The organism is Enterococcus sp. LJL51 (assembly GCF_054871795.1).
This window is the reverse complement of sequence record NZ_JBTXLW010000019.1, coordinates 1-14,217: the sequence shown is the minus strand read 5'-3', so window position 1 is coordinate 14,217 and position 14,217 is coordinate 1. Positions and strand designations below refer to the sequence as shown.

Below are 14,217 nucleotides of genomic sequence, written 5' to 3'. Positions count from 1 at the left end.
GTTGAAACGATTACTGATTTTAGAAGATGGTACGGTCTTCGAGGGAAAAGCTTTCGGAGCAGAAGCAAATGTGGTAGGCGAGGTTGTTTTTACAACTAGTATGACTGGCTACCAGGAAACAATCACAGACCAAAGCTTCAATGGTCAAATCATTACATTTACCTATCCGATGGTAGGGAATTACGGAGTAAACCGTGATGATTATGAATCAATTTCTCCAACCTGTAAAGGGGTGATTGTTAAAGAGCATGCACGTCTAGCTTCTAACTGGCGTAATCAAATGACACTGGATGAATTCCTGAAGAGAAAAGGAATTCCAGGGATTTCAGGGATTGATACTCGTGCATTGACGAAGAAACTTCGTTCAGTCGGAACGATGAAAGGCATGCTGGCAGATGCAGGCGACGATTTTAATCATCTTTTTGATCAGCTGAAGGCAACTGTACTGCCGCACAATCAGGTTGCTCAAGTTTCTACAACCAAACCGTATCCGAGTCCGGGAAGCGGCAGAAATGTTGTTGTTGTGGATTTTGGTTTGAAGCATAGTATCCTGCGTGAGCTTTCAAACAGACAATGCAATCTAACCGTTCTTCCATATAATACAGATGCACAGACGATTTTAGATTTGCATCCGGATGGCGTTATGCTGACAAACGGACCAGGAGATCCCAAGGATGTTCCAGAAGCAATTAAAATGATTCAGGGCATTCAAGGGAAGGTTCCTATTTTTGGTATTTGCTTAGGCCACCAACTATTTTCTCTAGCGAATGGGGCAGATACATACAAAATGAAATTTGGTCATCGCGGGTTGAATCATCCAGTTCGTGAAATTGCGACAGGCAGAATCGATTTTACTTCGCAAAATCATGGCTATGCAGTGGATGAAAAAACAATTGATTCAGATAAACTGATGGTAACCCACGTGGAAATCAACGACGGAACAGTTGAAGGTGTACGCCATAAAGAATTTCCTGCCTTTACAGTACAGTATCATCCAGATGCTGCACCAGGTCCTCATGATGGGTTACATCTTTTTGACGAATTTATGGAATTAATGGATGCATGGAAGGAGCAGGGAAATGCCTAAACGTACAGATATAAAGAAAATCATGGTCATTGGTTCAGGACCAATTATTATTGGTCAGGCAGCAGAGTTTGACTATGCAGGAACACAGGCTTGCCTTGCGCTAAGAGAGGAAGGCTATGAAGTTATTCTAGTCAATTCCAATCCGGCAACAATCATGACTGATAAAGAAATTGCGGATAAAGTCTATATCGAACCGATTACACTGGAGTTTGTTTCAAGGATTCTTAGAAAAGAACGTCCAGATGCACTGCTGCCTACATTGGGCGGTCAAACTGGATTGAATATGGCAATGGAGCTGGCAGCTTCTGGTATTTTAGATGAGCTGAACGTTGAGCTTCTAGGAACTAAGTTAAGTGCGATTGATCAGGCGGAAGACAGAGATTTGTTCAAGCAGCTGATGGAGGAGCTAGGGCAGCCGATTCCAGAAAGTGATATTGTGCATACAGTAGAAGAAGCACTGGCTTTTGCAGAAACAATCGGCTATCCGATCATTGTTCGACCTGCGTTTACACTGGGCGGTACAGGCGGCGGCATGTGCGACAATGAGGAAGAGCTGCGTATTGTAGCGGAAAACGGCTTGAAGCTCTCCCCGGCAACTCAGTGCCTAATTGAAAAAAGTATTGCCGGCTATAAGGAAATTGAATACGAAGTAATGCGTGATTCGGCGGACAATGCAATCGTTGTCTGTAATATGGAAAACTTTGACCCTGTGGGCATTCATACTGGAGACTCGATTGTTTTTGCGCCAAGTCAAACAATGTCTGATTATGAGTATCAAATGCTGAGAGATGCTTCGTTAAAGATCATCCGGGCATTAAAAATAGAAGGCGGTTGTAACGTTCAGCTGGCGCTGGATCCCCATAGCTTTGAATACTATGTTATTGAGGTAAACCCTCGTGTTTCCCGCTCCTCTGCTTTAGCAAGTAAAGCAACCGGCTACCCGATTGCAAAGCTTGCCGCAAAAATTGCAGTGGGCTTAACGCTGGATGAAATGAAAAATCCGGTAACTGGAACGACATATGCTGAATTTGAACCTGCATTGGACTATGTAGTAGCTAAGATTCCACGCTGGCCTTTTGATAAGTTTGAAAAGGGCGAACGTTTATTAGGAACCCAGATGAAAGCGACTGGAGAAGTGATGGCTATTGGTCGAAACATTGAAGAATCACTTCTTAAAGCTGTCCGTTCTTTGGAAATTGGTGCCTATCACAATGAGCTAAAAGAACTAAAGGACGTTTCCGACGATGTACTAACTGAAAAAATTGTTAAGGCACAGGATGACCGTTTATTCTACCTGTCTGAGGCATTAAGAAGAGGCTATAGTATTGAAGACTTGGCATTATTAACAAAGATTGATTTATTCTTCCTTGATAAGCTGCTTCATATTGTTGAACTAGAGCAATCACTTAGCGAAAGTGTTGATGACCTGGCAGTGTTGAAAGAAGCGAAGCAAAATGGGTTCACTGATCGAAAAATTGCGGAGCTGTGGCAGACAACCACAGAAACAATCACTCAAATACGAAAAACACAAGGTATCGTTCCTGTCTATAAGATGGTAGACACGTGTGCGGCAGAATTTGAATCTCAAACCCCTTATTTTTACAGTAGCTATGAGTTCGAAAATGAAAGTATTCGTTCTGACAAGCCTTCTGTTTTAGTCTTAGGCTCAGGGCCTATTCGGATTGGTCAGGGAGTAGAGTTTGACTATGCGACAGTTCATTCAGTAAAAGCAATTCAGGCCGCCGGCTACGAAGCAATCATTATGAACAGCAACCCTGAGACGGTTTCTACGGATTTCTCGATATCTGATAAGCTGTACTTCGAGCCATTAACACTGGAAGATGTCATGAATGTGATTGATTTGGAGCAGCCTATTGGAGTGATTGTCCAGTTTGGCGGTCAAACAGCGATTAACTTAGCTGAACCGCTAGTGAAAAACGGAGTGAAAATTCTCGGAACAACAATCGAAGATTTAGACCGTGCCGAAAACCGTGATTTATTTGAACAGGCATTGAATGAGCTTGAAATCCCTCAGCCGCCAGGTGATACAGCAACTAGTGAAGCAGAGGCAGTGGCAGTGGCCAACCGTATCGGCTATCCAGTTTTAGTTCGCCCAAGCTATGTTTTAGGGGGACGGGCGATGGAGATTGTGGAAAATCAGAAAGATCTGGAAGACTATATGAAAAATGCTGTTAAGGCTTCTCCGGAGCATCCAGTTCTGGTCGACAGCTATTTACTGGGACGGGAATGCGAGGTTGATGCCATTTGTGACGGTGAAACAGTGTTAATTCCGGGAATCATGGAGCATATTGAGCGGGCAGGTGTTCACTCAGGCGATTCGATGGCGGTTTATCCACCACAGACACTATCTGAAACTATCAAAGAAACAATTACTGAATACACTAAAAAACTAGCATTGGGACTGAACTGCATTGGAATGATGAATATTCAGTTTGTGATTCATGAAGAGACTGTTTATGTTATTGAAGTCAATCCACGGGCGAGCCGGACGGTTCCCTTCCTGAGTAAAATCACAGGTATTCCCATGGCGCAGATAGCAACCAAAGCTATTCTGGGTGAAAAGCTAACTGATTTGGGCTATACAGATGGTCTGTATCCAGAAAGCAAACAGGTTCACATCAAAGCACCGGTCTTCTCATTTACGAAGCTACAGAAAGTGGATACTTATCTTGGACCAGAAATGAAGTCAACAGGGGAAGTGATGGGCTCGGATTATAGTCTTGAAAAAGCATTGTATAAAGCTTTTGAAGCAAGCGGGCTGCATTTGCCAAGCTATGGGGCTGTCTTATTCACTATTGCTGACGAAACCAAAGAAGAGGCACTGGATTTGGCCAAACGCTTTACAGAGATTGGCTATAGTCTTACAGCTACAGCGGGAACTGCTCAATATTTTGCTAAGGCAGGGCTGCAGGTAGAAACGATTTCAAAAATCGAAGATAAAGAATCAGGTAAAGAAACGGTTGTTGATTTGATTCGCAGCGGACAAACTCAAGTAGTTATCAACACAATGGATAAAAACCGCTCATCAGCAAATGAGGACGGCTTTATCATCCGCAGAGAATCTGTGGAGCATGGTGTTCCGTTGTTTACTTCGCTGGATACAGCAAATGCCATCTTAAAAGTGTTGGAATCAAGAGCTTTTTCTACAGAAGCTATCTAAAAAAGTAGAAGTAAGCTATCATAATAAGTGATAGCACAACATATCCCTTTTGCTAGAAGAACAGTTAAGAGGAAAAGTAGAGAGCAACCGGACTTAGCGCTCTCTACAGCTCCTCAATTAAACAGCAGATAAGCACAAGGGTGTGCCATAAGTTTATTTCTGAAAGGAGTCTGACGATGAAACAGGAAATGATGACAATCACTGCGCAGAAGCAGCTGGCCCCAAGGATTTTTCAAATGACATTGACCGGTGAGTTAGTCAAAGAAATGGGAAAGCCAGGACAGTTTCTACATATTAAAGTACCGCGCGAGGATCTTTTGCTTAGACGGCCAATTAGTATCAACCAGATTAACAAAGAAGAAAGCAGCTGTACAATCATTTATCGTACAGAAGGGGATGGTACCCAGTATTTTTCTACAATGACAGTAGGAGAACAGCTGGATGTAATGGGACCATTAGGTAATGGCTTTGACTTGTCTGACCTAAAGACTGGACAGCGGGTTTATGTTGTCGGCGGCGGAATCGGCATCCCGCCTATGTACGAACTATCAAAGCAGCTGAAAGCGAAAGGCGTTGAAGTCATTCATTTTCTTGGATATGCCTCGAAGGAAGTAGCTTATTTTCAAGATGAATTTATGGCATTAGGAGATACTCGTTTTGCAACAGATGATGGTTCTTTTGGTATTCAAGGGAATGTGGGTAATTTATTGATGACAGCTTTGGAGGATGAAGCACCAGCTGCAGTTTTTGCTTGTGGTGCTAACGGCATGTTGAAAACCGTAGCGCAGCTATTTTCAGATAATCCGAATGTGTTTCTCTCTTTGGAACAGCGAATGGCCTGTGGAATGGGCGCTTGTTATGCCTGCGTTTGTCATGTGCCGGATGACGAGACTGGAACTAAGAGTGTAAAAGTTTGCGATGAGGGTCCTATTTTCAGGGCTAGGGAGGTTGTATTATGATGAAAAATCCTTTAGCAGTCAGTCTTCCAGGACTAACATTAAAAAACCCTATTATCCCTGCCAGCGGCTGTTTTGGCTTTGGCGAAGAATATGCAAAATATTACGATATCGGTTTGCTTGGCTCAATCATGATTAAAGCAACGACTGCAGAAGCTCGTTTTGGAAATGCAACACCGCGGGTTGCTGAGACGCCTAGCGGCATGCTGAATGCCATTGGCTTACAGAATCCGGGGCTCAAGGTAGTAATGGAAGAAAAGCTTCCAGCATTGGAAAAATACGATTTACCGATTATTGCCAATGTTGCGGGTGCCTGCGAAGAAGACTATGTTGAAGTTTGTGCCAAAATTGGGGATGCTTCAAATGTCGGCGCTATCGAGTTGAATATTTCCTGTCCCAATGTTAAGCATGGGGGAATCGCGTTTGGTACAGATCCCGATGTCGCATTTCAATTAACAGAAGCAGTGAAAAAGGTAGCAAAAGTACCGGTTTATGTTAAGCTTTCGCCGAATGTTACTGATATTGTGCCAATCGCTCAAGCTATTGAAGCAGGCGGTGCAGACGGCTTTACAATGATAAACACGCTGCTGGGCATGCGGATTGATTTAAAAACTAGAAGACCGATTCTGGCAAATAGTACTGGAGGATTATCAGGTCCGGCAATTAAGCCGGTGGCGATTCGCCTTATTCATCAGGTTTCGCAAGTCTCTTCACTTCCGATTATTGGAATGGGCGGCGTGCAGACGGTAGATGATGTCCTGGAAATGTTTATGGCTGGTGCAAGCGCAGTTGGTGTAGGTACCGCGAATTTTACTGATCCTTATATTTGTCCTAAATTGATTGAAGGCTTGCCTATTCGCATGGCAGAGCTTGGTATTGAATCATTGGAGCAGTTAATTAAAGAAGTAAGAGAGGAGCGGCGCTCATGATTGAACGGCCGGTTATTGCATTGGATTTCCCTTCAAAAAAAGATGTAGAACATTTTCTTGAAGGGTTTCCTGTGGAAGAAAAGCTTTATTTGAAAGTAGGAATGGAGCTGTTTTATCAGGAGGGTCCGGAAATTGTCCGCTTTTTGAAACAGGCTGGTCATTCTGTCTTTCTGGATTTGAAGCTGCATGATATTCCAAACACTGTAGAAAGTGCGATGAAGGGATTGGCGAAGCTTGGCGTGGATATGACAAATGTTCATGCGGCCGGCGGGATTCAAATGATGCAGGCTGCTAAGCGAGGGCTTGAAGCTGGAGCTCAGCAAGCCCAAACACCCATTCTGATTGCCGTTACTCAGCTGACATCGACTAGTGAAGAAGAAATGCAGCACGATCAGCTAATTCATGCTTCATTAAAGGAAAGTGTTAAGCACTATGCTAAATGTGCTGAAACGGCTGGGCTAAATGGCGTTGTTTGTTCTGCGCAAGAAGTCCAACTGATTAAGGAATCGACGAATGAATCCTTCGTTTGTCTAACACCAGGTATTCGTCCGGCCGGAAGTGCCGTTGGCGATCAGAAGCGGGTAATGACGCCCGCAGCAGCAAGAGAAATCGGTTCAGATTATATAGTAGTTGGGCGTCCAATCACTCAGGCTGAGAATCCCTATCAAGCATATCTGTCAATTAAAAAGGAATGGAGCGGAAATTAAATGACTGAATTAGCAAAAAATGTAGCAAAGGATTTATTAAAAATTGAAGCGGTGTTTTTAAGTCCAAATGATCCCTTCACATGGGCTAGCGGCATTAAAAGTCCAATCTATTGCGACAACCGCATTACTATGAGCTATCCAATGATTCGTAAAGAAATCGCTCAAGGTCTGGCAGCAGCCATTAAGGAGAAATATCCAGAGGTTGAAGTAATTGCAGGAACAGCTACAGCGGGCATTCCTCATGCTGCCTGGGTTGCAGATATTCTTGACCTGCCGATGGTTTACATTCGCAGTAAGGCAAAGGAACATGGGAAAGGGAACCAGATTGAAGGACGTATCAGCGAAGGTCAGAAAATGGTTATCATTGAAGATTTGATTTCAACTGGCGGGAGTGTCCTTGAGGCCGCAGAAGCAGCCAAACGTGAAGGAGCCGATGTTTTAGGCGTAGCTGCAATCTTTACCTATGAATTGCCAAAGGGACTAGAAAATTTTGAGGCGCATGGTATTGAGTTGACGACATTAACAAATTACTCAACACTGCTTGAAGCGGCGCTGGAAGCAAAATATATTGAAGCTCAGGATTTAGAACTACTACAGGAATGGAAGCAAAACCCAGCTGCTTGGAAAACAGTGTAAAAATGAAACAGGAGAACAGATTAGATAAAAGTGATTGAATTTAAGCAGCGGGCAAGCTAGCTTTTCATCACTTGTTCTACTTTCGTAGTAAGTAATCACAGTGATTCAAAGCATTAAGAAGGAATGTACGAAAATGACAGGAAACACGAAGGTCAGCCATTCGCTGTCGACGTATTACCGCAGAAGCTGCTTCCATCTCACTGTCTATTCGGTTTTAAGTGTGCTGAGGGTCTAGAGGTCTAATTGTATCTCCGATTTTTGATACCTATTTCAATTTAGAATAAACGTTGGGACAGAAGCAGCAATTTTTAGATGTTTGCCGCTTGTGTCCTTTTTTATTTTATTGAGCAGTGATTTTCGGGAGGTCATTGTTTGACCCAAATTGGGAAATAAGATACAGTTATCAAAAATAATTTTTTTCTTTTAGGAGGCCGTATGAAAAATATTCGAAATATGGATGTAGAATGGAGTTATTCAGGAGAAAGAGGTCCAGAACATTGGGGAACTTTATGTGACTGGTTTGCTGAAGGAGCGGCATTTCCAGATCAGTCGCCAATTCGTCTTTCTGTCGATTCTATCAATGAGAAGAAGCTTATAGGCAGTGACAGCATTACCTTTCATTATAAAAAAGAAGTCTTTACTGAAAAAGAATTTAAAAATACTATGCACTTTGTACCGCCAAATACAGAAAGCTTCATCGTGTATGCGGATCAGACCTATCATTTGACGGATATCCACTTTCATACGCCAGCAGAGCATCTGCTTGAAGAACAGGAGTATCCTATCGAGTTTCATCTAGTTCATATGAATGATTTAGGTCAAAACCTGGTAGTAGGCTGCTTGTTCAATCTGACGAGAGATGTAAACAAATTTACAGAGCTAAGAACGCTGGTTGAAGGCAGCATAAGAACACATGAGTTTTATTTTGACCCTTCCGTTTTTTTACCGGAAAAACGAAGCCATTTTCATTATACAGGTTCTTTAACTACTCCGCCGACAAAGGGACCGATTCCTTGGTTTGTGTTCCAAGAAGTGGGGCAGATGGATAGGCAATTGGTTGAATCCCTGAAAGAAGGTATGCTGGCGCTCAATAGCCGTCCGCTGCAGGATAGAAAAGGTCGTCCGGTTTATTTAGTCGAATGAACAATGGAGAATGATGATGAATATAAAACAAATGAAATATGTCGTAGCGGTTGCTGATAACGGCAGTTTTCGAGAAGCTGCGAAAAAGCTCTTTATCGCCCAGCCTAGCTTATCCAATAGCATAAAAGAGCTGGAAGATGAATTAGGTATTCGTTTATTTACGCGAACAAACAAAGGGGCTTTTCTAACAGAAGCAGGAGTTCAATTTTTAGAGCATGCTGAAAAAGTATTGACACCGCTGGCATTATTAGAACAGCGCTATATCCAGCAGCAGGCAAGTGAACGTTTCTCTGTCTCTTCACAGCATTATGATTTTTTGGGAAAAATTATGGCGCAGATGATTAAAAAATTTGAAGAGCAATACAAAGAATTCCGTCTGTTCGAAACGACCACTCTTAAAGTGATTGAAGATGTAAAAAGTCATAACAGTGAACTGGGGATACTGTATTTAAATAGTAAGAATCGGTCTGGTATTGAACGTCACTTGTCAGGGACGAATCTAACTTATGAAGTGATTGGCAATTTTGCTACCCACATTTTCTTGGGCAACCATCATCCTTTAGCCCATAAAAGACAAATTGGCTTAAAGGAATTAATGGCCTATCCTCAGGTTCGTTTTATTCAGGAGGGTAGTGAATTTTCTTATTTTGCTGAAGACTTGATTGAAGAAGATGAACAAGGAACGGTTATTTATGTTAACGACCGGGGAACACTGATGAACATTCTAGCTGAAACGAATGCCTATGCTTCCGGTTCAGGTATCGTTACTGGATTTACGAAAAAGGAAATTAGACTAATCCCTCTAGAACAGTCGGAAGAAAATAAAATCTGTATCCTCTATCAGAAAAATCAGCAGAGAACAGAAATTGCGCATCATTTTGTTAAGCTGTTGAAGGAAGTTTCTAGAACAATCAGTTAGCAAAAGAGTCAGCTTTACAAGCAAAGAGGGGAGTAACCCTTTCTTGCTAAACGCTCTTTAGCCAGCCGATAGCTTATTCGTGCTTTTTTACTTCTCAAAAAAAGCTTGAAACAAAACCAGTGAATCTCTGTTTTTTGCTCCAAGCGCTATGATAGTATGCAGTTTGTTGTCTGTCAATCTGAGATGAGGTTGAATCATTTTTTTAAAGGAACTATACCCTTGTTTATTTAACGACGGTACAGTTCTTTTTTATAATAAAGCTAATTTTTAATTTATTCTTTTAGGAAACAATCAATAGCTGCGGCTGTTTTCTCCATCTCTTCACGAGTGCCAATCGAAATTCGCAGATATTTTTTTAAGCGTGCTGGTTTAGCAAAATAACGGACAAAAATATTTTGTTCTTCTAAAAAATGATAAAGTGCGGGTACATCGATTGTTTTATGGGTTGTTAATACAAAATTAGTCTGAGAATCCAAAGACTGAAAACCGAAGGTAGCCAGTTTGCTGACGAACCACTCTCTTGTTTTGCAGATTTCTTCATTTATTTTCTGATAGTAGCTAGTATCTTCAACTGCTGCAGCTGCCAGTTTCTCAGCTAGTAAATCAACAGAATAAGGATTAAAAGAAGACTTGACGCTTTCCATAACCGCGATATACCGAGGATCTCCTATGGCATATCCGATACGCAAACCAGCCAGTGATTGGGACTTTGATAAGGTACGGACAATAATCAAATTAGAAAATTCATCAAGTAAAGGAAGCATCGTTTCTTCTGCAAATTCTGCATAAGCCTCATCAATGATGACAATCACATCTGGATGTTTTTTTAAGAGTGTGCGAACAGCCTCTGAAGATTTAAATAAACCAGTTGGGGCATTAGGATTAGCAATAACTATACCGCCATTTGGCTGGTTGTAATCAGAAAAATCAATATGAAAATCCGTCGTTAACGGGAGTTCTTTAAAGGGGATATGAAACAAGTCAGCCCAAACCTTATAAAAACCATAAGTAATATCAGGAAAAAGAATCGATTCGCTGCTATTAAAAAAAGCAAGAAAACAAAATGCTAATACTTCATCAGAACCATTTCCAATAATTAATTGTTCCGGGAGCAGCTGGTGTTTGTCAGCCAGTGCATTTTTTAAAAGCTGATTGTCTAAAGAGCTGTAGCGTTTTAAGTCCTCTACTTTGAACTCTTTTAACGCTTTTTCGACCTTTGGTGAAGGAGGGTAGGGATTTTCATTTGTGTTAATTTTAATCATATTTGGATAATTTGGCTGATTCCCAGGAATGTATGGTGCGATTTTACGAATGCCTTTCATCGTTTCACGCCTTTCTCTATTAAGTATTCGTGATTTTCTTAACTATAAAGAATCGAAAAAGGAAATGCAAGAGTAAAATGAGATTTTGACGAGAAAAAAATCATGTTTTTAAATAATATTTTCATTATTAAGCAGAATATGATACCATAATGAGCAAGTATAAAGGAGTGATGTTAATGGACTTAACAAACAGATTTAATCAGCAGGTTTATAAGATTGCGGTTTCTACAATCCGCCGCTTTGATGAGCAGGTTTCTACAATTCCTGATATATTGAAGCTGACATTGGGTGAACCTGATTTTAATACGCCAGACCATGTAAAAGAAGCCGGACAACAGGCAATTGAGCAGAATTTCTCTCATTATTCAGGCATGGCAGGGTTAACGGATGTCCGCGAAGCAGCTGCATACTTTATTAAGGGAAAATATGGATTAGCTTATGATCCTTTAACAGAAGTTTTAGTCACTATTGGTGCAACTGAAGCGATATCTGCCAGTTTGCTGGCTATTTTGGAAAAAGGAGATAAGGTCCTGCTGCCGGCACCAATCTATCCAGGGTATGAACCAGTGATTACACTAGCGGGTGCAGAGCCTGTATATATAGATACAACAAGCAATGGTTTTGTTTTAACACCGGAAATGATTGATGAAGCCATGGCAGTCCATGGTGAACAGGTGAAAGCAGTCATTTTGAATTATCCAAGCAATCCGACTGGGGTAACCTACAATCGTTCAGAGGTTCAAGCAATTGCAGAGGTTCTGAAAAAATACCCAGTATTTGTTATCAGTGATGAAGTGTATAGTGAGCTGACCTATGATGATCCCCATGTATCGATTGCTGAATTTATTCCTGAGCAGACTATTATGATTAATGGGTTGTCTAAATCTCACGCAATGACAGGCTGGAGAATCGGCTTCATTTTTAGCAGAAAAGAGTTAACCGGAGAAATTATTAAGGTCCATCAATATCTGGTAACAGCTGCTTCAACAATTTCTCAAAAGGCAGCAGTCCGGGCATTGGTTGAGGGAATCAATGACGGCGTAATTATGAAGGAAGAGTACCGTAAACGTCGTGATTTTGTTTATGATCAGATGACAACCCTAGGTTTTCAAGTTGCTCGACCGAATGGTGCCTTTTATATTTTTGCAAAAATACCTGAGGGTGTTGAACAAGACTCAATGAAGTTCTGTATTGATTTGGCAGAGAAGCAGGCACTAGCACTAATTCCCGGAATTGCATTCGGACCGGAAGCAGAAGGTTATGTCCGAATTAGCTATGCTGCCGATATGGAACGACTGGTTGAAGCGATGAATCGGTTGACTATCTATATGACTAAAGAGATAAAAGATTAGGACCATACATTACAACTTGCGTCCCAAACAAGTGCTGATAAACATCTTTCTTATTGCTTAGAAATGCGGTGATGAGAAGGATGTTTTTATTGATAAAAATGCGAAAGGGATCCCCTTGCGGCTGACATATTGCTATTTCTATAATAAAAAGGCAAGGCCATGATACATACAAGAATGCTGCCAATAGTAAAAATACTACTATTAATAGTGTGAATAACAGCTAAATGAACGAAATAAACAGGTATCTTTTCCAAGAGTTTTCCGTTGAAAAAGACCGCCTTTTTTTGTATACAAAATCTTTACATTTCTTTACCGATTATTTACAGGATATTTGAGAAGCATTAACAATGACTTGTTAGACTAAGCTTGTAACTAATCTTACTAAGGAAGTGTTGAAATGAAGAAGAAGATTTTAACAACAATGGTCATTACAGTAGGCGTACTTTTGGCAGGATGTAACAGTTCTGATACGAAAGGCGAAGCTTCTGATAAAACAAACGAACCAACCAAAATTGTAGCAGTTGGCTCAACTGCACTACAACCTCTTGTTGATGCTGCCAAAGATCAGTTTATCGCAGAAAATACTGCCTACTCTATCTCTGTTCAAGGGGGCGGCAGCGGGACAGGGTTATCTCAAGTTGCTGATGGCGCAGTAACAATTGGTAATTCTGATGTTTTTGCTGAAGAGAAATCCGGGATTGAAGCGGATAAGCTGGTAGACCATAAAGTAGCAGTTGTAGGGATGGGACCTGTAGTGAATAAGGATGTTGGTGTTAAAGAGCTGACCAAAGCTCAGTTAATCGATATTTTTACAGGGAAAACCACAAACTGGCAGGATGTTGGCGGCAAGAATCAGGAAATCGCTGTAATCAACCGACCGGAAGGTAGTGGAACTAGAGCGACTTTCGAAAAATGGGGACTTGACGGAGCGACATCGGTAAAATCACAGGAACAAGATTCCTCAGGTACTGTCCGTCAGATTGTTTCTCAAACTCCAGGGGCAATTAGTTATTTAGCATTTTCTTATATGGATGAATCAACCATAGCTTTGAAAATTGACGGTGTGGAGCCGACAGAAGAAAATGTCGCTGATAATACTTGGTCTATCTGGTCTTACGAGCACATGTATACCAAAGGGCAGCCTGATGAATCAGTGAAAAAATTCCTGGATTATATGATTAGTGATGGTATTCAGAAAAGTGTTGTAAAAGAATTGGGTTACGTTCCTATCACAGATATGAAAATTGAACGCAGTGTTGATGGAGAAGTAACAAATCTTTAATTGAACGATTCAGTCTTATTCTGGCATCGAAATGATAAACGAAAATTCTATAAATGAGTAAAAGAGGAGGGACAGAAGGGCTAAGCTTTGAGAACCAAGTAGGTCCTGTTCGACAACAACTGCTCCCTCACTGTGTTTCACAGCAATAAGAAGGATTTTCTTAAAATGACAGGAAACACAAATGTGAGACAGTTGATGCTATTGGAACGAAGTGTAGCAAGTTGCTTCTGTCTCACCGTTTATTCGAATGTTAAATAAGGCAGCGTTTGGACATTTATTTATGTTCCAAACGCTTTTTTTTTACAAATTAGAAAAAGTTAAAATCTCATTTTCTTTTATATTATTTAAAAATATTGATACATCGTTTGATGTTTTATTTGTTATAATTATATATCTAAATGATTTTTATTTATTCTAATAGTGAGATTCTGTTCTGTGTTTTAATAAAAGAAAGCGATAATTTAAAAGTGAAAGAAATGAACGCTTACATCCGAATTTTAATCAGAAAAAATCAGCACCGGAAGGTTTGGCAGGAATTCAAAAGCAGCAGAATGATATCCTGCGCCCTTTTGGCTAAAAAAGGAGGAAAAGGTTGGATATAAAGTATAATGCAGCAGATTGGCAGGCGTTGAGCGAGGGTGTGGGCTTTATCGAAAGCATGGATCTCTTTTCTATGCTGAAGGAAGCCGACCGTCTCAGTGAA

General features: G+C 41.0%; 11 protein-coding genes. 10 read left to right on the top strand and 1 reads right to left on the bottom strand.

What is annotated here, in order from left to right:
• The first annotated feature begins 1 nt into the window (after position 1).
• The 8 genes from ACYSNQ_RS15060 (at position 2) to ACYSNQ_RS15025 (ending at position 9,558) form a co-directional block, all read left to right on the top strand.
• The gene (locus tag ACYSNQ_RS15060) at positions 2 to 1,087 is read left to right on the top strand and encodes a carbamoyl phosphate synthase small subunit (protein ID WP_426084405.1); all 1,086 of its coding nucleotides are present in this window, start codon (positions 2 to 4) and stop codon (positions 1,085 to 1,087) included.
• Positions 1,080 to 4,268, top strand: coding sequence for a carbamoyl-phosphate synthase large subunit (carB, locus tag ACYSNQ_RS15055; protein WP_426084404.1), 3,189 nt, complete (start codon positions 1,080 to 1,082; stop codon positions 4,266 to 4,268). The genes ACYSNQ_RS15060 and carB overlap by 8 nt, the downstream gene beginning before the upstream one ends.
• 176 nt (positions 4,269 to 4,444) lie before the next feature.
• On the top strand, positions 4,445 to 5,227 hold the full coding sequence (locus ACYSNQ_RS15050) for a dihydroorotate dehydrogenase electron transfer subunit (protein ID WP_426084403.1): 783 nt from the start codon (positions 4,445 to 4,447) through the stop codon (positions 5,225 to 5,227).
• On the top strand, positions 5,224 to 6,153 hold the full coding sequence (locus ACYSNQ_RS15045) for a dihydroorotate dehydrogenase (protein WP_426084402.1): 930 nt from the start codon (positions 5,224 to 5,226) through the stop codon (positions 6,151 to 6,153). The genes ACYSNQ_RS15050 and ACYSNQ_RS15045 overlap by 4 nt, the downstream gene beginning before the upstream one ends.
• Complete coding sequence (pyrF, locus tag ACYSNQ_RS15040; protein WP_426084401.1) at positions 6,150 to 6,860, top strand: orotidine-5'-phosphate decarboxylase; 711 nt, start codon at positions 6,150 to 6,152, stop codon at positions 6,858 to 6,860. Before ACYSNQ_RS15045 ends, pyrF begins: the two co-directional genes overlap by 4 nt.
• A complete protein-coding gene (pyrE, locus tag ACYSNQ_RS15035) occupies positions 6,861 to 7,496 on the top strand; it encodes an orotate phosphoribosyltransferase (RefSeq protein ID WP_426084400.1) in 636 nt (211 codons plus the stop codon).
• Positions 7,497 to 7,931: 435 nt separating this feature from the next.
• Positions 7,932 to 8,639 (top strand): carbonic anhydrase family protein, encoded by a 708-nt coding sequence (locus ACYSNQ_RS15030; protein WP_426084399.1) that lies wholly within the window; start codon positions 7,932 to 7,934, stop codon positions 8,637 to 8,639.
• A gap of 16 nt (positions 8,640 to 8,655) precedes the next feature.
• Positions 8,656 to 9,558: a LysR family transcriptional regulator gene (locus tag ACYSNQ_RS15025; protein WP_426084398.1), complete on the top strand. Its 903-nt coding sequence runs from the start codon at positions 8,656 to 8,658 to the stop codon at positions 9,556 to 9,558.
• A gap of 272 nt (positions 9,559 to 9,830) precedes the next feature.
• On the opposite strand, the gene hisC is transcribed toward ACYSNQ_RS15025, so the two are convergent.
• Complete coding sequence (gene hisC, locus ACYSNQ_RS15020; RefSeq protein WP_426084397.1) at positions 9,831 to 10,880, bottom strand: histidinol-phosphate transaminase; 1,050 nt, start codon at positions 10,878 to 10,880, stop codon at positions 9,831 to 9,833.
• Between the two features lie 176 nt (positions 10,881 to 11,056).
• On the opposite strand from hisC, the gene ACYSNQ_RS15015 reads away from it, so the two are divergent.
• Both ACYSNQ_RS15015 and ACYSNQ_RS15010 read left to right on the top strand, forming a co-directional pair.
• Positions 11,057 to 12,232 carry a pyridoxal phosphate-dependent aminotransferase gene (locus ACYSNQ_RS15015; protein WP_426084396.1) on the top strand — a complete coding sequence of 392 codons (1,176 nt, stop codon included), beginning with the start codon at positions 11,057 to 11,059 and terminating at the stop codon, positions 12,230 to 12,232.
• Between the two features lie 397 nt (positions 12,233 to 12,629).
• Complete coding sequence (locus tag ACYSNQ_RS15010; protein WP_426084395.1) at positions 12,630 to 13,514, top strand: phosphate ABC transporter substrate-binding protein PstS family protein; 885 nt, start codon at positions 12,630 to 12,632, stop codon at positions 13,512 to 13,514.
• The last annotated feature ends 703 nt before the right edge of the window (positions 13,515 to 14,217 follow it).

What these genes read in the sequence shown, in the direction of transcription:
- ACYSNQ_RS15030 (WP_426084399.1), top strand. Translation starts at nt 7,932, where the DNA reads ATGAAAAATATTCGAAATATGGATGTAGAATGGAGTTATTCAGGAGAA.
- hisC (WP_426084397.1), bottom strand. Translation starts at nt 10,880, where the DNA reads ATGAAAGGCATTCGTAAAATCGCACCATACATTCCTGGGAATCAGCCA.
- ACYSNQ_RS15025 (WP_426084398.1), top strand. Translation starts at nt 8,656, where the DNA reads ATGAATATAAAACAAATGAAATATGTCGTAGCGGTTGCTGATAACGGC.
- carB (WP_426084404.1), top strand. Translation starts at nt 1,080, where the DNA reads ATGCCTAAACGTACAGATATAAAGAAAATCATGGTCATTGGTTCAGGA.
- ACYSNQ_RS15050 (WP_426084403.1), top strand. Translation starts at nt 4,445, where the DNA reads ATGAAACAGGAAATGATGACAATCACTGCGCAGAAGCAGCTGGCCCCA.
- ACYSNQ_RS15045 (WP_426084402.1), top strand. Translation starts at nt 5,224, where the DNA reads ATGATGAAAAATCCTTTAGCAGTCAGTCTTCCAGGACTAACATTAAAA.
- pyrE (WP_426084400.1), top strand. Translation starts at nt 6,861, where the DNA reads ATGACTGAATTAGCAAAAAATGTAGCAAAGGATTTATTAAAAATTGAA.
- pyrF (WP_426084401.1), top strand. Translation starts at nt 6,150, where the DNA reads ATGATTGAACGGCCGGTTATTGCATTGGATTTCCCTTCAAAAAAAGAT.
- ACYSNQ_RS15015 (WP_426084396.1), top strand. Translation starts at nt 11,057, where the DNA reads ATGGACTTAACAAACAGATTTAATCAGCAGGTTTATAAGATTGCGGTT.
- ACYSNQ_RS15010 (WP_426084395.1), top strand. Translation starts at nt 12,630, where the DNA reads ATGAAGAAGAAGATTTTAACAACAATGGTCATTACAGTAGGCGTACTT.